General features: G+C 67.3%; 19 protein-coding genes, 1 other RNA gene and 1 riboswitch. Of the genes, 11 read left to right on the top strand and 9 right to left on the bottom strand.

Going from position 1 to position 18,902, the window contains the following annotated elements; all coding sequences use genetic code 11:
• Nucleotides 1-386: 386 nt before the first annotated feature.
• Nucleotides 387-738: a transfer-messenger RNA gene (ssrA, locus tag KK141_RS19995) on the bottom strand.
• Nucleotides 739-855: 117 nt separating this feature from the next.
• Here ssrA and KK141_RS20000 point away from each other — a divergent pair.
• Nucleotides 856-1,308 carry a GNAT family N-acetyltransferase gene (locus tag KK141_RS20000; RefSeq protein ID WP_214571919.1) on the top strand — a complete coding sequence of 151 codons (453 nt, stop codon included), beginning with the start codon at nucleotides 856-858 and terminating at the stop codon, nucleotides 1,306-1,308.
• A 39-nt stretch (nucleotides 1,309-1,347) separates the two neighbouring features.
• Here the strand turns inward: KK141_RS20000 and smpB are convergent, their stop codons facing one another.
• Nucleotides 1,348-1,836, bottom strand: a complete 489-nt coding sequence (gene smpB / locus KK141_RS20005) for an SsrA-binding protein SmpB (protein WP_167257706.1) — start codon at nucleotides 1,834-1,836, stop codon at nucleotides 1,348-1,350.
• An 80-nt stretch (nucleotides 1,837-1,916) separates the two neighbouring features.
• Here smpB and KK141_RS20010 point away from each other — a divergent pair, with 80 nt between their 5' ends.
• Nucleotides 1,917-2,348, top strand: coding sequence for a type II toxin-antitoxin system RatA family toxin (locus tag KK141_RS20010; RefSeq protein ID WP_214571917.1), 432 nt, complete (start codon nucleotides 1,917-1,919; stop codon nucleotides 2,346-2,348).
• On the top strand, nucleotides 2,341-2,622 hold the full coding sequence (locus KK141_RS20015) for an RnfH family protein (RefSeq protein ID WP_214571913.1): 282 nt from the start codon (nucleotides 2,341-2,343) through the stop codon (nucleotides 2,620-2,622). Before KK141_RS20010 ends, KK141_RS20015 begins: the two co-directional genes overlap by 8 nt.
• A gap of 4 nt (nucleotides 2,623-2,626) precedes the next feature.
• On the opposite strand, the gene bamE is transcribed toward KK141_RS20015, so the two are convergent.
• The gene (gene bamE / locus KK141_RS20020) at nucleotides 2,627-3,088 is read right to left on the bottom strand and encodes an outer membrane protein assembly factor BamE (RefSeq protein ID WP_167257703.1); all 462 of its coding nucleotides are present in this window, start codon (nucleotides 3,086-3,088) and stop codon (nucleotides 2,627-2,629) included.
• 78 nt (nucleotides 3,089-3,166) lie between these two features.
• Here bamE and fur point away from each other — a divergent pair, with 78 nt between their 5' ends.
• Nucleotides 3,167-3,583 (top strand): ferric iron uptake transcriptional regulator, encoded by a 417-nt coding sequence (gene fur / locus KK141_RS20025; RefSeq protein ID WP_167257702.1) that lies wholly within the window; start codon nucleotides 3,167-3,169, stop codon nucleotides 3,581-3,583.
• A gap of 528 nt (nucleotides 3,584-4,111) precedes the next feature.
• Here fur and KK141_RS20030 read toward each other — a convergent pair.
• Nucleotides 4,112-5,707: an MASE1 domain-containing protein gene (locus tag KK141_RS20030; RefSeq protein WP_214571912.1), complete on the bottom strand. Its 1,596-nt coding sequence runs from the start codon at nucleotides 5,705-5,707 to the stop codon at nucleotides 4,112-4,114.
• A gap of 185 nt (nucleotides 5,708-5,892) precedes the next feature.
• Here KK141_RS20030 and KK141_RS20035 point away from each other — a divergent pair, with 185 nt between their 5' ends.
• On the top strand, nucleotides 5,893-6,537 hold the full coding sequence (locus KK141_RS20035; protein WP_026634366.1) for a response regulator transcription factor: 645 nt from the start codon (nucleotides 5,893-5,895) through the stop codon (nucleotides 6,535-6,537).
• Nucleotides 6,538-6,683: 146 nt separating this feature from the next.
• Here the strand turns inward: KK141_RS20035 and recN are convergent, their stop codons facing one another.
• Entirely contained in the window at nucleotides 6,684-8,360 is a 1,677-nt protein-coding gene (gene recN / locus KK141_RS20040; RefSeq protein WP_214571910.1) for a DNA repair protein RecN, read from the bottom strand.
• 160 nt (nucleotides 8,361-8,520) lie between these two features.
• On the opposite strand from recN, the gene hrcA reads away from it, so the two are divergent.
• The 6 genes from hrcA to KK141_RS20070 all read left to right on the top strand — a co-directional run bounded on the left by hrcA (nucleotide 8,521) and on the right by KK141_RS20070 (nucleotide 15,653).
• On the top strand, nucleotides 8,521-9,582 hold the full coding sequence (hrcA, locus tag KK141_RS20045; protein WP_214571909.1) for a heat-inducible transcriptional repressor HrcA: 1,062 nt from the start codon (nucleotides 8,521-8,523) through the stop codon (nucleotides 9,580-9,582).
• An 82-nt stretch (nucleotides 9,583-9,664) separates the two neighbouring features.
• A complete protein-coding gene (grpE, locus tag KK141_RS20050) occupies nucleotides 9,665-10,198 on the top strand; it encodes a nucleotide exchange factor GrpE (RefSeq protein WP_214571907.1) in 534 nt (177 codons plus the stop codon).
• A gap of 148 nt (nucleotides 10,199-10,346) precedes the next feature.
• Nucleotides 10,347-12,269 carry a molecular chaperone DnaK gene (gene dnaK / locus KK141_RS20055; RefSeq protein ID WP_214571906.1) on the top strand — a complete coding sequence of 641 codons (1,923 nt, stop codon included), beginning with the start codon at nucleotides 10,347-10,349 and terminating at the stop codon, nucleotides 12,267-12,269.
• Nucleotides 12,270-12,404: 135 nt separating this feature from the next.
• The gene (dnaJ, locus tag KK141_RS20060; RefSeq protein WP_214571905.1) at nucleotides 12,405-13,532 is read left to right on the top strand and encodes a molecular chaperone DnaJ; all 1,128 of its coding nucleotides are present in this window, start codon (nucleotides 12,405-12,407) and stop codon (nucleotides 13,530-13,532) included.
• Between the two features lie 56 nt (nucleotides 13,533-13,588).
• Nucleotides 13,589-14,383 carry a 4-hydroxy-tetrahydrodipicolinate reductase gene (gene dapB, locus KK141_RS20065; RefSeq protein WP_214571904.1) on the top strand — a complete coding sequence of 265 codons (795 nt, stop codon included), beginning with the start codon at nucleotides 13,589-13,591 and terminating at the stop codon, nucleotides 14,381-14,383.
• A gap of 38 nt (nucleotides 14,384-14,421) precedes the next feature.
• Nucleotides 14,422-14,614, top strand: a riboswitch (yybP-ykoY riboswitch).
• A 37-nt stretch (nucleotides 14,615-14,651) separates the two neighbouring features.
• Complete coding sequence (locus KK141_RS20070) at nucleotides 14,652-15,653, top strand: sodium:calcium antiporter (RefSeq protein ID WP_214571903.1); 1,002 nt, start codon at nucleotides 14,652-14,654, stop codon at nucleotides 15,651-15,653.
• 34 nt (nucleotides 15,654-15,687) lie between these two features.
• On the opposite strand, the gene KK141_RS20075 is transcribed toward KK141_RS20070, so the two are convergent.
• From KK141_RS20075 to KK141_RS20090, 4 genes are read right to left on the bottom strand one after another with little or no spacing between them, the layout of a single operon-like run.
• Entirely contained in the window at nucleotides 15,688-16,017 is a 330-nt protein-coding gene (locus tag KK141_RS20075; RefSeq protein ID WP_214571902.1) for a hypothetical protein, read from the bottom strand.
• The gene (locus KK141_RS20080; protein ID WP_214571901.1) at nucleotides 16,014-17,450 is read right to left on the bottom strand and encodes a radical SAM protein; all 1,437 of its coding nucleotides are present in this window, start codon (nucleotides 17,448-17,450) and stop codon (nucleotides 16,014-16,016) included. Before KK141_RS20080 ends, KK141_RS20075 begins: the two co-directional genes overlap by 4 nt.
• Nucleotides 17,435-18,184, bottom strand: a complete 750-nt coding sequence (locus KK141_RS20085) for a prolipoprotein diacylglyceryl transferase family protein (protein WP_214571899.1) — start codon at nucleotides 18,182-18,184, stop codon at nucleotides 17,435-17,437. Before KK141_RS20085 ends, KK141_RS20080 begins: the two co-directional genes overlap by 16 nt.
• Before the next feature lie 19 nt (nucleotides 18,185-18,203).
• Nucleotides 18,204-18,899 (bottom strand): 2OG-Fe(II) oxygenase, encoded by a 696-nt coding sequence (locus tag KK141_RS20090; protein ID WP_214571898.1) that lies wholly within the window; start codon nucleotides 18,897-18,899, stop codon nucleotides 18,204-18,206.
• Nucleotides 18,900-18,902: the final 3 nt, after the last annotated feature.

The following is an 18,902-nucleotide window of genomic DNA, read 5'->3' on the forward strand; positions in this document are numbered from 1 at the left end:
GTAGCCGCGCTCGTTAACTTGTTTGACCGCTTCAGCTTTGAACTCGTCGGTGAAACGTTTGCTGGTCATAGATCCTCCGATCCTCAATAGACACTATCAGGTGTCTACGGAATCGGGGGCGTACCAATCTTCCACAACTACGGTTGCTCGATAGGTAATCAGGCCACCAAGACCGACACCTAAAAGCGGGGCAATTGCAGACCAAACGGCTGATAGAACTCCGGGGGAATCGGAAACAAGTCGGACGGCGCACAGCGGATCAGCAGGTGACATTCAGGCCTCTCTCAGACGTAACCAAAAGTGGACCAACCGAGACCAAGCAGAACCATTCAATACCAACCAATAAAAAAGCCATCTAAGTAATTAAATCACTTAGATGGCCGTATTGGTGGAGGTGGCGGGAGTCGAACCCGCGTCCGAAGGCGTTTGACGCCCGGTACTACATGCTTAGCTCACCGTTAGATCTCATCCCGCGACAGCACAGTGTGCGAAGCGCATCGAAGGACCAGCCTGCTTGATTTAACCCTTACCGACAGGCGGCAGCTTCGGGCGATCTCGTGATAGTGACCCTACATCCACGAGCACGAGCACAAGTGGGTTCGGGGCTAGGCCTTAAGCGGCCAGAGCGTAGTTGTCGTCGTTGGCAACTATAAGTTTGCAACTGGATTTACGAGGAAAGTCGCCCCCTCGGCATGCACCAAGCTATCTCACTACCCCCGTCGAAGCCAGGACACCCCCGGGGAAAAGATTGCTGGAACGCGACAGTATATGGAGCCGCACGGGCTCACTTCAAGCTTGCGGATGCACCGCACTCTGCCGCTATCGTTGGCCCACGCAGACGACAGGGGAAAACACATGACCAGGATTCGGCTGGCGGTACAGAGCGACGCGGGCAAGCTGACGGAACTGCGCTGCGCCTTCCTCGAGGAAATGGGGCAGCGGCTGCCAGATGGGTTTTCCGACCATCTGCGCGACTGGATCGAAACCGCGCTGCAGGCCGGCCGGCTGCATGCCTGGCTGGCGGAGCACGAGGGGCGGGTGGTGGGCAGTGCGGCGGTCAATCCTTATCCGCACATGCCTTCGGCGAATTATCCGACGGGGCAGGGCTGGTACCTGCTCAATGTCTACGTGAAGCCGGCGCAGCGGCAGGGTGGCATCGGTACGGCGCTGCTGGCGGCGGTGGGCTCGGCGGCGCGGGAGCAGGGCGTGGATGCGCTGACCCTGCATGCCAATGCGCGGGCCAGGGCGCTGTACGAGCGCCACGGGTTCAAGTCTTCGAACGATGCGATGAAGCTGGGCCTCGCCTGAGGCCGCAGCTTTAGCGTCACGCCGCTTTAGGGCCGAGCCTCAGGCGCGGTTGTGGGCGCGCATGGTGCGCTGCTTCTCGCGCTGCCAGTCGCGTTCCTTCTCGGTCTCGCGCTTGTCGTGCGCCTGCTTGCCGCGGGCCACGCCCACTTCGACCTTCACCTTGTTGCCCTTCCAGTACATGGCCATGGGCACCAGGGTGTAGCCCTTGCGTTCCACCGCGCCGACGAGCTGGTCGATCTCCTCGCGGTGCAGCAGCAGCTTGCGCGTGCGGCGGTCCTCGGCGACCACGTGGGTGGAGGCGCTGATCAGCGGCGGGATCGAGGTGCCCACCAGGAAGATCTCGCCCCTCAGCACGATGGCGTAGCTGTCGCCGAAATTGATGCGGCCGGCGCGCAGCGCCTTCAGCTCCCAGCCCTGCAGGGCGATGCCCGCCTCGTAGCGCTGGTCGATGTGGTACTCGTGGCGGGCGCGCTTGTTGAGCGCGATGGTGCCGCTGCCTTTGTTGTCTTTGTCCTTAGCCTTGGCCATGTCCGCTAAACTTCGGGGCCGACGACCCCGCTGGCGATGCGGCCGGGGGCCGCACCGAGTGATTCGAAGAAGAGGCTGATGTGATCGAGATCCGCCGCAGCGCGCTGGTGAAGTATTCCCCGGCGCAGATGTTCGACCTGGTCAACGATGTCGAAGCATACCCAAAGCGTTTCCCCTGGTGTGCCGGCGCCGACGTGCTGGAGCGCGGGGAGAACATGCTGGTGGCGCGGCTGGATCTCAAGTTCGCCGGCCTGCGCCAGAGTTTCACCACCCGCAATACCACCGAGCGTCCGCACCGGCTGCACATGAGCCTGGTGGATGGTCCGTTCCGCAGCCTGGACGGCGTGTGGGACTTTCTGCCCCTGGGCGACGCCGGCTGCAAGATCAACTTCGCCCTCGATTTCGACTACGCCAGCAAGCTGGGCGGCACCGCCCTCAAGCTGGGTTTCCAGGGCCTGGCCAGCCGCATGGTGGAGGATTTCTGCCGCGAGGCGGAGCGCACCTATGGCTGAGCGCATCGCGGTGGAAGTGGCCTATGCGGAAGCGGGCCGCCAGTGGGTGTTGCCGGTGGAACTGCCGGCCGGCGCCACGGTGATGCAGGCGATCGAGGCGTCCGGCTTGATGGCGCAGGTGCCGGGGCTGCAGATCGACCCGGCGCGGCTGGGCGTGTTTTCCCGCAAGGCAGCGCCGGACCAGGTGCTGGAGGACGGCGACCGGGTGGAAATCTACCGGCCGCTCAGCCTCGATCCGAAAGAGGCGCGCCGGCGGCGCGCCCAGAACACCTGACGGCTTAGTTGCCGCCGTTGTTGCCGGTCGGGAAGGTGTTGCCGTCCTTCTTCTGCTCTTCCGGCGTCTTGGTCTTGTCGCCCGAGGTCTCGTCCACCGGGTAGCCGGCGCGGAACTTCTTCTGCTCCTCGACCAGCTTCTTGGCGTCCTCGGCGAAGAAATCGCCTTCGGTGCGCACCAGGCTGTCGTTATTGAAGCTCAGGCTCAGCGTGCGCACCTTGATCGGGCCGCCGCGGTGCTGCTGGGTGGACACGTAGTCCCAACGGTTCTGGTCGAACGGCGTGGCCACCGAGGGCGAACCCATCAGCACCAGCACCTGGCGCTTGGTCATGCCGGGCTTGAGCTGATCCACGTTCTTCTTGTCGAGCAGGTTGCCCTGCTGCACGTCGGGGGTATAGACGAGTCGGCAGCTGGCCAGGGACAGGCCCAGCAAGGCGAAACCCAGCGTGCGGATCAGCTTGTGCATGCGTGTTGCGTCCGGATCGTGAAGGTGGCGGATGATACACTATCGAGTTGATGGCACCGTGTGCCTGGAGGTCGAGCGATGGAACAGGAAACCAAGGAACTGCGCAAAGCCGGGCTGAAAGTCACCCACCCCCGCATGCGCATCCTGCAGATTCTTGAGGAGGAGGAGGCTCACCACCTCACCGCCGAAGACATCTACAAGAAGCTGCTCGCCCACCAGGAAGACATCGGCCTGGCCACCGTGTACCGGGTACTCACCCAGTTCGAGGCCGCCGGCATCGTGGTGAAGCACAATTTCGAAGGCGGCCAGGCCGTCTACGAACTGGATCGCGGCAAGCATCACGATCACATGATCGACGTGGACAGCGGAAAAGTGATCGAGTTCGTCAGCGAGGAGATCGAACGCCTCCAGCATGAAATCGCGGCGCGGCATGGGTATGTGATCGAGGATCACAGTTTGGTGCTGTATGTGCGGCCGAAGCCGCGCGGGCGTTGAGTTTCATTGGGATGAAAAAAAGCCGGTGGCCCAGCCGCCGGCTTTTTTTTGCCCCCTCTCCCCGCCGGGGAGAGGGCTGGGGTGAGGGGGCGGGCGGAGCGGGGTGCTGAGGGTCGAGAAAAGCCCTAAAGAGCTTTTCCTCGCTTCGTAGAAAACCCGTGGCTAGAGCGGCCCCTCATCCGGCTGCCGCCACCTTCTCCCCGGAGGGGAGAAGGGATTCATTGCTGGAGGGGGCGGAAAAACCTTCGCCCATAAAAAAAGCCGCGGGAGGACTCCTGTCCACCCGGCGGCTGATCCGCTACCGATCGGCTTCCTGACGGGGCGAATTGCTCGCCAGTTTGTCAGGCTATGCCTTCCGATAGCGGCGGAACGGCTTCCTGCCGTTCTTCATGCCCACCGTCCCCACGGTTGGCATGGCTCACCATCTTGCGATGGTGGCTCCCCCACATCGATGGGAAGGATGCTAACGAGCTGTTCACGAGCCCGGTATTGGAAAATTTCCTAGAAGTGGGAACTTTCTGGAACGGTCTACAGCCGCTGTGTGAAGCCGTTCGCATTGCTGCTGCGCAGCAGTATGCGCAGGTGCACGCCCTGCGATTCCGGGCGCAGGCGGAACACGCCGCCCAGCGAGGTCACGCGGTCGCGCATGCCCTGCAGGCCGCGGCCGCCGCGCGGCATGCGGGTGGGCAGGCCCACGCCGTCGTCGCGGATATCCAAGAGCGCCAGCGCGCCGCCCTGGCGCTCGCCGATGCGCAAACGCAGCTGGAAAGTGGACGCCTGCGCATGCTTCACCGCATTCGTCGCGCTCTCCTGCACCAGGCGGTAGATCGCGGTGCGGGTGTCTTCGTCGAGCAGGCGCGGGTCGCCATGCAGGTCGGTGCGGTAGATGACGCCGGCGGTGGCGAGTAGATCGCGGATCGGGCCTTCGTCCAGCGCGCGCAGCAGGCCGAATTCGTCGAGCACGGCGGGGCGCAGGTCGTCCAGCAGGCGATGCAGCGCGCGGCGCATGTGGCCGAGGATGCCGTTGATCGACAGGCCGATATCGTCCATGCCCGCCTGCGCCAGACGCGCCTGCGCCAGCTTCAGATGGGTGGAGATGGCGGTGAGGTTCTGGCCGAGCTCGTCGTGCAGTTCGGCGGCCATGTGGCGGCGCTGGTTTTCCTCGGCCTGCAGGTTGCCGCGTGCGGCGTCGCGCAGCTGGCGGGCGAGCTGGTCCAGGCGGCGATTCACCGCGGCCAGGTACACGTTCTGCTCGGCCACGCGCTCGCTGCTGCGGCGTAGTGCGTCGGTGGCCGCGCCCAGCATCAGCGCACCGGTGCCGGCGACGGCGAGGAACAATTGTGCAGGCGCTTCCGGCGCGGGGCGGCCGGCGAAATGGTCGACCACCGTCATGCCCAGGCTGGAAATGAGCATGGCCAGGCTGGCGCCGCGCCAGCCGTGGCGGAAGGCGAAGAACAGCACCGGCGCCAGCGACAGAATGCGCGCGAACTGCGGCTGCGGCGCGGGGTGCGAAGAAAGCAGCAGCAGAATCGCCAGCGCCGGCAGCATCACCAGCAGGCCGTCCATGGTGAGGTTGGCCAGCGCGCGATGCTCCAGATGCGCGCGGAACAGCATGATCAGCAGCGGCACCACCAGCAGGGTGCCGACATAATTGCCCAGCAGGTCCTGGCCCAGCGCGCGCATCAGCAACTGCGAGGAAGGCACCGCGTGCACGGCGGTGAGGATCGCCGCATCCACCACCGTGGTCGCCGCCACGGTGAAGGCCGCGGACAGCAGCAGGCGCGAGACGTCTTCCGGGTCGCGCATGCTCACGTGCAGCTGCGCACGGCGCATCAGCCACAGGCACAGCGTCACCACGACCGGTTCCGGCAGCTCGCCCAGGATCAGCCCCTGCCAGCCCAGCGGCATGCCCTGGGTCAGCGCCAGCAGGGTGGTGGCGCCGAATTCGGCGAACAGCAGCCACGGCCACATCCGCGTGGGCGACAGCAGCAGGGCGCCGAAGCGCAGGCCGTAGGGCAGCATCCAATAGGGCTGCTCGGTCGGCCACAGCAGCAGCCACAGCAGGAAATAGCCGACGCAGGCCAGGATGCCGGCCCAGGGCAGGAACAGGGGTCTCGAAAGCATGGCGGCGATGGTACATGCGGCTGCTGAGAGAGATCAGGGGTGGTCGATGCAGAGTGATATGCACCGCTTCGCCCGGACCCTCATCCGGCTGCCGCCACCTTCTCCCGGAGGGAGAAGGATTCGAATTTGGACGCTGAGGTGGCCCCGTGGGCAAAGGGCCGGGGGCTGCTATACAGTGCGGACCCATGTACAGCATCGTCCTGGTCGATGACCACGCCATAGTCCGCGAAGGCTTCAAGCGGCTGATCGAATTGGAACCCGACCTCGAGGTGGTGGCCGAGTGCCGCAGCGCCGACGACGCGGTGGAAGCCGTGAGCCAGCGCCGCCCCGACCTGGTCGCCCTGGACCTCTCCCTGCCGGACGGCAGCGGCCTGCCGCTGATCGAGCACCTGCGCAGCGTGGCCGACCAGACCCGCATCGTGGTGCTGAGCATGCACGACGGCGAACCCTATGTTTCCGAAGCGCTGCGCCGCGGCGCCAGCGGCTACGTCACCAAGGGCGTGGCGCCGGAAGAGCTGGTGGCCGGCCTGCGGGCGGTGATGCAGGGCGAGTGTTTCCTGAGTTCGGACCTGCGCCAGCGCCGGGCCGAACGGCCGAGCGAGGCCTTGGATCCGATCAACCGCCTTACCAGCCGCGAGCGCGAGGTGTTTCTGCTGCTGGCGGAAGGGCGTGCGCCGAAGCAGGTGGCGGGTGAACTGGGGATCGGGCAGAAGACCGTGTACATCCACCGCGCCAGCCTGATGGGGAAGCTGGGGGCGGGGTCGGAACTGGATCTTTATCGGATGGCGAGCGAGCGGGGGTTGTTGCCGCGGCGCGAGGGGAAGGGCTGATGTTTTGAGCCCCTCTCCCACCGGGAGAGGGGTTGGGGTGAGGGTACGGCCGGAGTGGGGCGCTTCGCTTCGCCCGAACCCTCATCCGGCTGCCGCCACCTTCTCCCAAAGGGAGAAGGATTCATCCTTGAAGGTTGCCGCGGAACTCAGGCCGTCTGCGCCCGATCCAACATCTGCTTCGCATGCGCCCGCGTCTCCTTGGTGATCTCCACCCCGCCCAGCATCCGCGCCAGCTCGTCGCGACGTCCGTTCGCATCCAGCTTCTCGATCCGCGTCTGCGTCGAACTGCCGTCGCTGTGCTTGCTCACCCGCAGGTGCGCATGCCCCTGCGCCGCCACCTGAGGCAGATGGGTGACGCACAGCACCTGCCGCAGGCCGCCCAGGGCGCGCAGCTTCTGGCCGACCACTTCGGCCACGGCGCCGCCGATGCCGGTGTCCACTTCGTCGAACACCATGGTGCCGACCGTGTCCTTGCCCAGCGTGGCCACTTCGATGGCCAGGCTGATGCGCGCCAGTTCGCCGCCGGAGGCCACCTTGCGCAGCGGGCGCGGCGGCTGGCCGGGGTTGGCGCTGACCAGCAGTTCGCAGCGCTCGCGGCCCTGTGGGTCCGGTTCGTCGCTGCCGGCCGGTTCCAGTTCGATCGCCAGCTGGCCGCCGGCCATGCCCAGTTCCGACATGAGTGCGCCGACTTCCTTGCCCAGCTTGGCGGCGGCCGCGGTGCGGGCCTTGCTTAGCTTGGTGGCGGCCGCGTCGTAGTCGCGGCGCAGCTGGTCGCGCTGGGCGGCCAGCTGTTCCAGCGCGTCGCCGGCGCCTTCCAGTTCGGTGAGTTCCGCGCGCAGGGCGGCGGTTTTCTCGTGCAGGTCGGACACCGGCGTGCGGTGCTTGCGCGAGAGCTCGTGCAGGCGGGTGAGGTGGGTGTCGACCTCGGTGTAGCGCTCCGGGTCCAGGTCCACGTCCTGGGCGTAGCGATTGAGGCCGTCGGCGGCTTCGCCGAGCTGGATGGCGGCGTCGTCCAGCAGCTGCAGCAGCGGGGCGAGGCGGTCGTCCAGGGCGGCCAGCTTGTCCAGGTCGGCGTGGGCGCGGGCCAGGGCGCGGCTGAGCGCCAGCTCGCTGTCGCCGTCGACCAGCTCGGCCACGCCGGAGGCGCCTTCGGCCAGCCGGCCGGCATTGGCCAGGCGTTTGTGGCTGGCTTCGAGCTCGGTGAGTTCGGCCGGGGCCAGCACCCATTGCTCCAGTTCCGCCGCCTCGTGGCGCAGCAGTTCCAGGCGCTGCTCGCGGTCTTCGCCGCCGCTCAGCTTGCGGATGCGGGCGCCGGCCTCGCGCCACTGCACGGCGCTGTCGCGTGCCTGGGCCAGCAGTTCGTCGTGGCCGGCGTAGGCGTCCAGCAGGGCCATCTGGTGGGCGCGCGACAGCAGGGCCTGGTGTTCGTGCTGGCCGTGGATCTCCACCAGCAGGGTGGCCAGCTCGCCGAGCTGGCTGGCGCTGGCCGGGCGGCCGTTGATCCAGGCGCGCGAGCTGCCCTCGGCGCGGATCACCCGGCGCAGGCGGCAGCTGCCGTCCTCTTCGTCGAGTTCCTCGCTGCGCAGCCACTCGCGGGCCTCGGGCAGGGTGGCCAGGTCGAATTCGGCGGCCAGTTCCGCACGGTCGCTGCCGGCGCGGACCATGCCACTGTCGGCGCGGCCGCCGGCCAGCAGCAGCAAGGCGTCGACCTGCAGGGACTTGCCGGCGCCGGTCTCGCCGCTGACCACGGTAAGGCCGGGGCCGAAGGCGATCTCGGCTTCTTCTACTACTGCGAAATGGCGGACGTAGAGCGAGGTAAGCATGGGGTATCGCGTCGGTGAGTCGGAGGATTGTAAAGGCAGACCCCGGCGGGGAGGAGCGGGCCTGAACGCCCCCGGTACCAGCCCCCGCCTGTCCGGTTTTCTTGCAAACTACCGGACCAAACCTTATTTCTTAGCCGTCTCACGGATTGCCACAGCGCGCATGTCACGACCTCTTGCCCACGACCTGGATATCCGCGCCCGGCGGCTGCTGCGCACGCTGATTGCGCAGTACCTGGCCGACGGCGAGCCGGTGGGGTCGCGCACCCTGTCGCGCTCCTCCGGCCTGGACGTCAGCCCCGCCACCATCCGCAACATCATGGCCGACCTCGAAGACGCCGGCCTGGTCGCCTCGCCGCACACCTCGGCCGGCCGCGTACCGACGCCGCGCGGCCTGCGCCTGTTCGTGGACAGCCTGATCGAGCTGCAGCCGCTGCCGCACGAGGAAATGGCCCGCCTGCAGCGCGAGCTGCCGGCCGGCCCCACCACCACGCGCGACCTGCTGGGCAACGTGTCCAGCCTGCTCTCGGCCATGACCCATTTCGCCGGCGTGGTCACGGTGCCGCGCCAGGCCGATTTCCCGCTGCGCCACATCGACTTCGTGGCCCTGCCGGAAGCCCGCGTGCTGGTGATCCTGGTGTTCTCCGACAACCAGGTGCAGAACCGCGTGATCCAGCTGGCCAAGCCGCTGGAGCCGGGCGAGCTGGAACAGGCCGCCAATTACCTCAATACGCATTTCGCCGGGCTGCGCCTGGACGACATCCGCGGGCACCTGCTGCGCGAGCTGCGCGAGGCCAGCAGCGAACTGAACCGGATGATGTCCAGCACGGTGGAGCTGGCGGCGGCCTCGTTCGCGCCGCAGAGCGAGAGCGACGACGTGCTGGTCAGCGGCCAGACCAACCTGATGGGCTACGCCGAGCTGGCCAACCTGGAGCGCCTGCGCGAGCTGTTCGAGGCGTTCCAGAAGAAAAACGAGCTGCTGCAGCTGATGGAAGTGTGCGCCCGGGCGCCGGGCGTGCGGCTGTTCATCGGCGAGGAATCGGGCTTCGCGGCACTGGACGGCTGCAGCGTGGTCACCGCCACCTACGGCACCCAGGGGCGCGTGCTGGGGGCGGTCGGGGTGATCGGCCCCACCCGCATGGCCTACGAGCGGGTGATCCCGGTCGTGCAGGCCACGGCCGGCGTGCTGAGCGACGCCTTGAATCGCGCCGCCACGGCCTTATAACCGCCACGGGAGGCGGGGTTACCCGCGCAAGGTTGGGAGGTCGGCACGCCGTGCCGGCCATGTTTGGGTTTTGGAGTCTTTCATGCAGAACAACGACCAGCAGGTGCCCACCGGGGCGCCCGAGGCCAACGCGCCGGACGCGCAGGCCCATGCCGAACTCGAGGCCTTGAAGGCCCGGGTCGCCGAACTCGAAGCCGCCAACACGGATCTGCGCGACACCGTGCTGCGCGAGAAGGCCGAGATCGAGAACCAGCGCCGCCGCCTGCACCGCGACGTCGAGCAGGCCCGCCGCTTCGCCAACGAGAAGCTGCTCAACGAACTGCTGCCGGTGTACGACGGCCTGGAAATGGGCCTGACGGTGGAAGGCGGCGACGTGGCCAGCGTGCGCGAGGGCATCGCGCTCACGCTCAAGTCGCTGCTGAAGATCGCCGAGAACAACGGTCTCGTGCAGGTCGACCCGGTCGGCCAGCCGCTGGATCCGGAGCGCCATCACGCGGTGAGCATGGTGGATGCGCCCGGCCAGGCGCCGAACACGGTGGTCAGCGTGCTGCAGAAGGGCTACGTGCTGAACGACCGCCTGCTGCGTCCCGCGCTGGTCGCGGTCGCCAGGGACTGACTTCGGTTTAGCCGCCTGAACGCGGCCACGCCGACAGCTTCAAAACACCAGACGAGGGTCCGCCGGCGCGTTGAATCGCCTGAGCCGGGCCCCATTTGACCAGACATCGCGGCCGCGGGGCCGCATCGAGATTCGGAGCATATACATCATGGGCAAGATCATCGGCATCGACCTGGGCACGACCAATTCCTGCGTCGCCATCATGGACGGCAGCACGGCCAAGGTCATCGAGAATTCGGAAGGCGATCGCACCACGCCTTCGATCGTCGCTTTTACCAAGGACGGCGAAGTGCTGGTGGGCGCGCCGGCCAAGCGGCAGAGCGTGACCAACCCGAAGAACACCTTCTACGCGGTGAAGCGCCTGATCGGCCGCAAGTTCACCGACGCCGAAGTGCAGAAAGACCTGCATATCGTGCCGTACGGCATCCTCGCGCACGACAACGGCGACGCCTGGGTCAACACCGCCGACGGCAAGAAGATGGCGCCGCAGGAGATCTCGGCGAAGGTGCTGATGAAGATGAAGAAGACCGCCGAAGACTATCTCGGCGAGCCGGTCACCGAAGCGGTGATCACCGTGCCGGCGTACTTCAACGACAGCCAGCGCCAGGCCACCAAGGACGCCGGCAAGATCGCGGGCCTGGAAGTGAAGCGCATCATCAACGAGCCGACCGCGGCTGCGTTGGCCTATGGCCTGGACAAGAAGGGCGGCGACCGCAAGATCGCGGTGTATGACCTCGGCGGCGGCACCTTCGACGTGTCGATCATCGAGATCGCCGACGTCGACGGCGAGAAGCAGTTCGAGGTGCTGGCCACCAACGGCGACACCTTCCTGGGCGGCGAAGACTTCGACCTGCGCGTCATCGACTACCTGGTGGAAGAGTTCAAGAAGGACCAGGGCATGGATCTGCGCAAGGATCCGCTGGCCCTGCAGCGCCTGAAGGACGCCGCCGAGCGCGCCAAGATCGAGCTGTCCTCCAGCCACCAGACCGAAGTGAACCTGCCGTACATCACGGCCGACGCCTCCGGCCCGAAGCACCTCAACATCAAGCTGACCCGCGCCAAGCTCGAAGCGCTGGTGGAAGACCTGGTCAAGCGCACCATCGAACCCTGCCGCACCGCGCTGAACGATGCCGGCCTGCGCGTTTCGGACATCGACGAGGTGATCCTGGTCGGCGGCCAGACCCGCATGCCCAAGGTGCAGGAGTCGGTGAAGGACTTCTTCGGCAAGGAGCCGCGCAAGGACGTCAACCCCGATGAAGCCGTGGCCGTGGGCGCCGCGATCCAGGGCGGCGTGCTGGGCGGTTCGGTCAAGGACGTGCTGCTGCTGGACGTAACCCCGCTGTCGCTGGGCATCGAGACCATGGGCGGCGTGATGACCAAGCTGATCGAGAAGAACACCACGGTGCCGACCAAGGCCTCGCAGGTGTTCTCCACCGCCGACGACAACCAGACCGCGGTGACCGTGCACGTGCTGCAGGGTGAGCGCGAGCGCGCCAGCGCCAACAAGTCGCTGGGCAAGTTCGACCTCACCGGCATCGATTCGGCGCCGCGCGGCATGCCGCAGATCGAAGTGACCTTCGACATCGACGCCAACGGCATCCTGCACGTGTCGGCCAAGGACAAGAAGACCGGCAAGGAACAGAAGATCGAGATCAAGGCCGGCTCGGGCCTGTCCGAGGAAGAGATCGCCCGCATGGTCGCGGACGCCGAGGCCAACAAGGAAGAAGACAAGAAGTTCCAGGAACTGGTCAGCACCCGCAACAAGGCCGACCAGCTGGTGCACGCCACGCGCAGCGCGCTGAAGGAACACGGCGGCAAGGTGCCGGGCGAGCAGCTGAGCACGATCGAAGGCGCGCTGTCGGAGCTTGAAAAGGCGAAGGACGGCGACGACAAGGCCGCGATCGAAGCGAAGATCGAGAAGCTCGAGCAGGCCGCGCAGGCGCTGAATGCGGCGGCCCAGGGCGGCGCTGCTGGCGGCCCGCAGGCCGGCCCGCAGGGCGGTCACTCCGGTCCGGCCGACGACGTGGTCGATGCCGAGTTCACCGAAGTGAAGGGCGACGACAAGAAGTGATGGAGCGGCCGTCATGGCCGATCTGACGCAGCCCGCGCCTGGGGAAACCGAGGCGCGGGCTGTTTCGTGAAGGAACCTTAGAGAAGACATGGATCGCTTCCGATTCATGGAATGCGATCCAAGTCGGAAACCAGCATGAGCAAGCGCGATTACTACGAAATCCTCGACGTCGAACGGACGGTGACCGAGGTCGAGCTGAAGAAGTCCTTCCGCCGCCTGGCGATGAAGTACCACCCGGACCGCTGTCCGGACGATCCGCATGCGCAGGAGAAGTTCAAGGAGGCCAAGGAGGCCTACGAAGTGCTGTCCGATCCGCAGAAGCGCTCGATGTACGACCAGCACGGCCACGCCGCTTTCGAAGGCGGCATGGGCGGGCGCGGCGCCGGCGGCTTCGGCGACATGGGCGATATCTTCGGCGACATCTTCGGCGATATTTTCGGCATGGGCGGCGGCGGGCGCGGACGCACGCGCCGCGGCGCCGACCTGCGTTACCTGATGGAACTGGATCTCGAGGAAGCCGTGTTCGGCGTCGAGAAGAGCATCCAGGTGCCGACCCAGGTGAACTGCCACCACTGCAACGGCTCCGGCTCCGAAGACGGCAAGACCGCGCAGTGCCGCACCTGCAACGGCCACGGCCGCGTGCGCATGCAGAACGGCATCTTCTCGATCCAGCAGACCTGCCCGCATTGCGGCGGCGCCGGCCAGACCATCGAGAAACCCTGCCGCCCCTGCCGCGGCGAAGGCCGCCTGGAAGAAAACCGCACGCTGTCGGTGCGCATTCCGGCCGGCGTGGACAGCGGCGACCGCATCCGCCTCACCGGCCAGGGCGAAGCCGGCGGCGCGGGCGCGGAGGCCGGCGACCTGTACGTGGAAGTGCACGTGCGCGACCACGCCATCTTCCAGCGCCAGGGCAACGATCTTTACTGCGAGCTGCCGATCCGCTTCGGCCAGGCCGCGCTCGGCGCCGAGCTGCTGGTGCCGACGCTGGAAGGCGAAGTGTCGATCCAGGTGCCGCCGGAAACCCAGACCGGGCAGCAGTTCCGCCTGCGCGGCCGCGGCGTGAAGTCGGTGCGCAGCGGGCGCACGGGCGACCTGATCTGCCACGTGGTGGTGGAGACGCCGGTGCGCCTGACCAAGCAGCAGCGCGACCTGATGGAACAGCTGGAAGCCACCTTCGCCCACGACGACGCCGACAAGCACACGCCGCGCGCCAAGACCTGGGTGGATGGCGTGAAGCAGTTCTGGTCGCGCGTCACTTCGTAAACTTTGGTTCTCGCCGGCGCTAGCATCGCCGCTTCACCGTCCGCAGGAGTTCCCGCATGAGCCGTCCTCTCCGCCTCGCCGTCGTCGGCGCCACGGGCCGCATGGGACGGGCCTTGCTGGACCTGCTGAAGGACGATGCGCGGTTCGAGGTGGTGGCGGCGCTGGCCTCGTCGTCGCGGCTGGGCGAGCCGGTGCATGCCGGCGAGGAAGGCCTGCGCTACACCCGCGAATGGCCGGCCGTGGCGCCGGAGGTGGCGATCGATTTCAGCGGTCCCGCCGGTCTCGGTGCGGCGCTTGCGCATTGCCGCGCGCACAAGATCGCGCTGGTCACCGGCACCACCGGGCTGGATCAGCCGCTGCAGGATCAACTCGCTGCCGCCACGCACGATATCCCCGTGCTGCGCGCCGCCAACTTCAGCCTCGGTGTGGCCGTGCTGCGCCGCCTGGTGCGCGAAGCCGCGGCGGCCTTGCCGGACTGGGACCTGGACATCCTCGAAGCCCACCACAGCCGCAAGGTAGACGCGCCCTCCGGCACTGCGCTGGCTCTGGGCGAAGCGGCGGCTGCCGGACGAAACGTTTCCTTGAGCGACAGCGCCGTCTACGCCCGCGAAGGCACCACCGGCCCGCGCGAGCACGGCAGCATTGGTTTTGCCGTGGTGCGCGGCGGCGACATCGTCGGCGAGCACGAGGTGTGGGTGATCGGGCAGGGCGAGCGGGTGGAGCTCAATCACCGCGCCACCGACCGCTCGATCTTCGCCCGCGGCGCCATCGAAGCCGCACACTGGCTGGCCGGCCGCCAGCCCGGCGCCTGGAACATCGACACCATGCTGGCCGAGCGCCTGAACGGCTGATCCGCTTGCCCCGGCCCGGCGGCGCCGCTACCATGCCGCCCGTTGTCATTGGGGAGTAGCCATCCTCGCTCCCGGAAGCTTCGCTTCCACTACCAGAGGAATTCGCGTCAACAGACTTGAAGCTTCGGCTTCATGGCGCGAATGGCAGCCGCTACCGGTCACGGTGGCCGCATGCCCGGCGAGACCTTTGGCGCGACGCGCTTGCCCGGCCGGGCGAGGTGCGTCGTTGCCATCGGTTATCCGCTCGCCCGGCCTAGGATCTATGCCCATGCTCACCGCATTCCTGTTCCTGCTTTCGGCCGGCGCGATCTACGTCGCCTGCGAATACTTCGTCAACGGCGTCGAGTGGTTCGGGCGCAAGCTCAATCTCGGCGCCACCGCCACCGGCACCGTGCTGGCCGCGTTCGGCACGGCGCTGCCGGAAAGCGCCGTCACCTTCGTCGCCGTGGTGCTGGGCCGCACGCCCGAGCAGAAGGACATCGGCGTCGGCGCCGCGCTGGGCGGCCCGCTGGTGCTGGCCACGATCGCCTACGCGGTGGTCGGCCTGGCCTTGTGGGCCAATCGCCGCAAACTGCAGCGCACCGACAACCTGGTGCGCGTGGAGCATGGACGGCTGGCGCGCGACCAGAGCTGGTTCCTCGGCATCTTCGTGGTCAAGTGCGGCCTGGGCCTGATCGCGTTCGCGTGGAAGCCCTGGCTGGGCGTGCTGTTCCTGGCCGCGTATGGCCTGTATGTGTGGCGCGAGCTGCAGAACGCCGACACCGCGCCGGAAGAAGAGGAACTGGAACCGCTGAAATTCCAGCCCAAGGCGCTGGACCCCGCGCTGTCGCGCGTGCTGCTGCAGACCACGCTGGCGCTGCTGGTGATCGCCTTCGCTTCGCATACCTTCGTGAAGCAGATCGAAGCGATCGGCCTGGCGCTGCAGCTGTCGCCGCATCTGGTGGCGCTGGTGCTGAGCCCGGTGGCCACCGAGCTGCCGGAGACGGTGAATGCGCTGATCTGGGTGCGCCAGGGCAAGGAGCGGCTGGCGCTGGCGAATATCTCCGGCGCCATGATGATCCAGGCCACCATCCCCAGTGCGCTGGCGATCTTCGCCACGCCGTGGTTGTTCGATGCGCCGCTGATGGTGGCCGGCGTACTGACCGGCGTGGCGGTGATCGCGCTGTGGTGGCTGTTCCGCCGCGGCCGCGTGGATGCGCGCTGGATCGTGCCGGTGGGCGGCCTGTACGGTGTGTTCGCGCTGTACGTGGCCTGGCATTTCGCCGCCTGACCGCGAGGGGCGCCGGCCGCGGTCGGCGCCCGCTTCAATCGAAGTGCAGGCCGCCGCCGCTCATCAGCAGGCCGAAACAGGCGGCCACCAGCAGCAGGGCGACCGCCACGATCGAGGCCAGTCCCAGCAGCATGCCGCGACCGGTGCGCGTGCGGCCCTGGATCAGCAGCACCACCGCCCACACCACGATGGCGACCGGCGGCACCACCCAGGCGACCAGGCCGGCCGAGAACAGCACCGCTTCGCCGCCGACCATCACCGCCCAGGCCAGGCCGATGCCGCCCCACAGCGAACCCTGGTCCTTCGGTGCCGGCGCGGCGGGTGGGCGCTGCACGGGTTCGGTGCCGGGTTGCTGCTCGCTCATGCGTTGCTCCTCTCGATGGCGCGCGCCTGATCGATCTCCTGCCGCAAGACGCGCAGCTTCTCGGCCTTGTCGTCGCGGTAGAACAGGTTGAACGTGTCGAACGGCACGATGCGGCCGTCTGGCTGCGCGATATGTACGCAGGATTTCTTCACCGCGCGCAGGTCGAAACCGTGCGCGTCGATGAACTGCATGATCAGCACGCGGAACACGTTGCGGTACGACAAGTCGTCCGGCGCCTGCACCTGCGGCAGGCAGCACAGCAGGTCCGACAGCGAGCAGGCTTGCGATTCCGGCGAATGATTGGTGGCGAACAGCTCGAACACGTGCGCGCGCAGTTCCTCGTCGCGCTCCACCACGATGGTGTTGCGGCCCTTGCTCACCAGGGTTTCCGGCGAGACGAAGCGGGTCAGCGGCAGCACCTGGCCGCCGAGCTTCAGCGCATAGGCCATGGCCAGGCAGTCCGGATTGCACGGCACCGGGATCAGGTCGTCGGGCTGGAACAGCGGGCTCTGTTCGAGGATGCGCCGGCGCACTTCGCTCAAGGTGAGGCGGTCGCGCTCCGGTTCGTAGCCTTCCAGCCGTCCGGCCGCCTGGATCGGCTGGAAAGTCACGCCGCGCACGCAGGGCTGGGTGAGCGCGAAGTCGATGATCTCGCCCAGCTCGCCGTCGTTGAGGCCTTTCTTCACCGTCACCACCAGGGTGGTGGAGATGTCGTGGCGGTTCAGATGCTCCAGCGCTTTCAGGCGCACGTCGCGCAGGCGGGCGCCGCGCAGGTCCTTGTGCACGTCGTCGCGCAGCGAATCGAACTGCAGGTACAGCTCGAAGCCCGGCTGGTACTCGGCCAGGCGCGCGGCGAAGTCCGGCTCCTTGGCGATGCGCAGGCCGTTGGTGTTGACCATCAGGTGGCGGATCGGGCGTTGCCGTGCCGCGTCCAGGATGGCGAAGAAATCCGGATGCAGGGTGGGTTCGCCGCCGGAGATCTGCACCACGTCCGGCTCGCCCTCGTTCGCCACCACCGCATCGAGCATGCGCTCCACCGTGGCCAGGTCGCGGAAGCCCGGGCGGTGCGGGCCGCTTTCGGCATAGCAGACCGGGCAGCGCAGATTGCAGTGGTCGGTGATCTCCACCAGGGTGAGGCAGGAGTGCTGCATGTGCTCGGGGCACAGGCCGCAGTCGTAAGGGCAGCCGTAGTGCTGCGGCGTGTTGAAGCGCCGCGGCAGTTCCGGTGGCTTGATGTAGACCTCGCGGCACTGCCGGTAATACGCCGCATCGTCGGCCAGCAGCACGCGCTCGCGGCCGTGCTGCGGACACCATTTCTCCAGGTAGACGCGCTCGTCCTTGATCAGGATCTTCGCTTCGACCCGGTGCAGGCAGGTGCTGCAGATCGAGATCGCGCTGTCGTAGAACAGGTACGGCCTTACCTTGGCTCCCATGCGCCCCTCCTGGCGAACAGCGCCCGCAGGATGCGGGGCAGCTCGCGATGGTAGTAAAGCAGCCCCGCCACGCACAGCAGCTGCAGGCCGGACAGCGCATGCAGATAGGTGTAGGGCAGGGGCTTGATGAATTCGACCAGCAGCCGGAACGACAGGTAGCCGATCATGAAGGCGCGGAAGCGATCGCCGGGTTCGGCCAGCGCCTGGCGGCGCGCATGGATCAGCGCGTACTGCGCCAGCAGGAAGGCGATCTCGTAGAGCTGGGTGGGATGCCGCGGCAGGCCGTCGCCGAAGTCGACGCCCCAGGGCAGCGCGGTCGGGTTGCCATAGGTGTGGTCGTTCAGGCCGGCCAGGAAGCAACCGATGCGGCCGATGCACATGCCCACCGTCAGCGGCAGCACGAAGGCGTCGCCGGTGGAATTGCGCACGCCGCCGACCTTCTTGGCCAGCTCCACCCCGGCCAGGCCGCCGAGCAGGGCGCCGACGATGGACTTGCCCTCCAGCAGATGCCACAGGTTGGGGAAGTCGCGGAAGGCGGCCAGCGGGTCGTCCAGCCAGAACGCCAGCTTGGCGCCCAGGGCGGCGCCGACGATGGCGCCGACGGCCACCCAGGCCACGTGGTCGTCATGGCTGAAGGCCTGGGGCGCCAGCTTGCGGCGCGTCCACAGAAAAGTGCGGAAGCCGATGGCGTAGGCCAGGGCCTCGAAGACGGTATGCAGGGCGACCGGCGTCACGCGGGGCGCGGCGGCAGGTTCAGTCCCGGTGCGCCGCGTTGCGGTCGCGGTCCGCGCCGAGCTTGCGGTCCAGCGAGCCGAACAGCTTCTTGAAGGCGCGGGCGAACTTGCCGCGCTTGGTCTTGCGCAGCTTTTCCTCCTCGCTGGTGAGCCAGGCCACCTGGATCACCCGGCGCTCGCCCTCGTAGGGCAGATGGCCGTGGAAGGAGTTGTCGCAGCGCTTGAACACCGCGAACTCGCCGTACAGGGGCTTGAGTTCGGGGGCGACGATGTCGTCGATGTTGTCGATGCTGCCCAGGAAGCGCAGGCAGCCGTCGCTGGTGTCCGGCCACTGCGTGTTGAGGTAGAGCAGGGCGGTGGCCACCTTGGACTTGCTGTCGGTGTGGATGGTGCCGTGGCGCTTGTTGAGCGAGCGGCACAGGGTGACCAGGGTGGGGTACTGGCCCAGGTTCTCGATGCCTAGGCGCTTGCCGACCGCGCCGGCGAATTCCGGCGTGGTCAGGCGCTCGACCAGGGCGTTGACGGTGGGGCCGCAGTCGCTGGCGTCGTAGGGAAAGAAACCGGCGCTGGCGTAGCGCGGGAAATCGCGTTCCAGGTCGGTGCGCGACTCGTCCGGCAGCTGCCCGTGGGCGATCAGGAAGGGGAACGGCTCCAGCCTGATATCCGTATCCGGTCGGTCGAGACGGGCAGGATCGAGCAGAACGGCGGCGCTCATGGG

The organism is Dyella sp. LX-66 (assembly GCF_018599165.1).
GTDB lineage: Bacteria > Pseudomonadota > Gammaproteobacteria > Xanthomonadales > Rhodanobacteraceae > Dyella_D > Dyella_D marensis.

What these genes read in the sequence shown, in the direction of transcription:
- KK141_RS20000 (WP_214571919.1), top strand. Translation starts at nt 856, where the DNA reads ATGACCAGGATTCGGCTGGCGGTACAGAGCGACGCGGGCAAGCTGACG.
- smpB (WP_167257706.1), bottom strand. Translation starts at nt 1,836, where the DNA reads ATGGCCAAGGCTAAGGACAAAGACAACAAAGGCAGCGGCACCATCGCG.
- KK141_RS20015 (WP_214571913.1), top strand. Translation starts at nt 2,341, where the DNA reads ATGGCTGAGCGCATCGCGGTGGAAGTGGCCTATGCGGAAGCGGGCCGC.
- bamE (WP_167257703.1), bottom strand. Translation starts at nt 3,088, where the DNA reads ATGCACAAGCTGATCCGCACGCTGGGTTTCGCCTTGCTGGGCCTGTCC.
- fur (WP_167257702.1), top strand. Translation starts at nt 3,167, where the DNA reads ATGGAACAGGAAACCAAGGAACTGCGCAAAGCCGGGCTGAAAGTCACC.
- KK141_RS20030 (WP_214571912.1), bottom strand. Translation starts at nt 5,707, where the DNA reads ATGCTTTCGAGACCCCTGTTCCTGCCCTGGGCCGGCATCCTGGCCTGC.
- KK141_RS20035 (WP_026634366.1), top strand. Translation starts at nt 5,893, where the DNA reads ATGTACAGCATCGTCCTGGTCGATGACCACGCCATAGTCCGCGAAGGC.
- recN (WP_214571910.1), bottom strand. Translation starts at nt 8,360, where the DNA reads ATGCTTACCTCGCTCTACGTCCGCCATTTCGCAGTAGTAGAAGAAGCC.
- hrcA (WP_214571909.1), top strand. Translation starts at nt 8,521, where the DNA reads ATGTCACGACCTCTTGCCCACGACCTGGATATCCGCGCCCGGCGGCTG.
- grpE (WP_214571907.1), top strand. Translation starts at nt 9,665, where the DNA reads ATGCAGAACAACGACCAGCAGGTGCCCACCGGGGCGCCCGAGGCCAAC.
- dnaK (WP_214571906.1), top strand. Translation starts at nt 10,347, where the DNA reads ATGGGCAAGATCATCGGCATCGACCTGGGCACGACCAATTCCTGCGTC.
- dnaJ (WP_214571905.1), top strand. Translation starts at nt 12,405, where the DNA reads ATGAGCAAGCGCGATTACTACGAAATCCTCGACGTCGAACGGACGGTG.
- dapB (WP_214571904.1), top strand. Translation starts at nt 13,589, where the DNA reads ATGAGCCGTCCTCTCCGCCTCGCCGTCGTCGGCGCCACGGGCCGCATG.
- KK141_RS20070 (WP_214571903.1), top strand. Translation starts at nt 14,652, where the DNA reads ATGCTCACCGCATTCCTGTTCCTGCTTTCGGCCGGCGCGATCTACGTC.
- KK141_RS20075 (WP_214571902.1), bottom strand. Translation starts at nt 16,017, where the DNA reads ATGAGCGAGCAGCAACCCGGCACCGAACCCGTGCAGCGCCCACCCGCC.
- KK141_RS20080 (WP_214571901.1), bottom strand. Translation starts at nt 17,450, where the DNA reads ATGGGAGCCAAGGTAAGGCCGTACCTGTTCTACGACAGCGCGATCTCG.
- KK141_RS20090 (WP_214571898.1), bottom strand. Translation starts at nt 18,899, where the DNA reads ATGAGCGCCGCCGTTCTGCTCGATCCTGCCCGTCTCGACCGACCGGAT.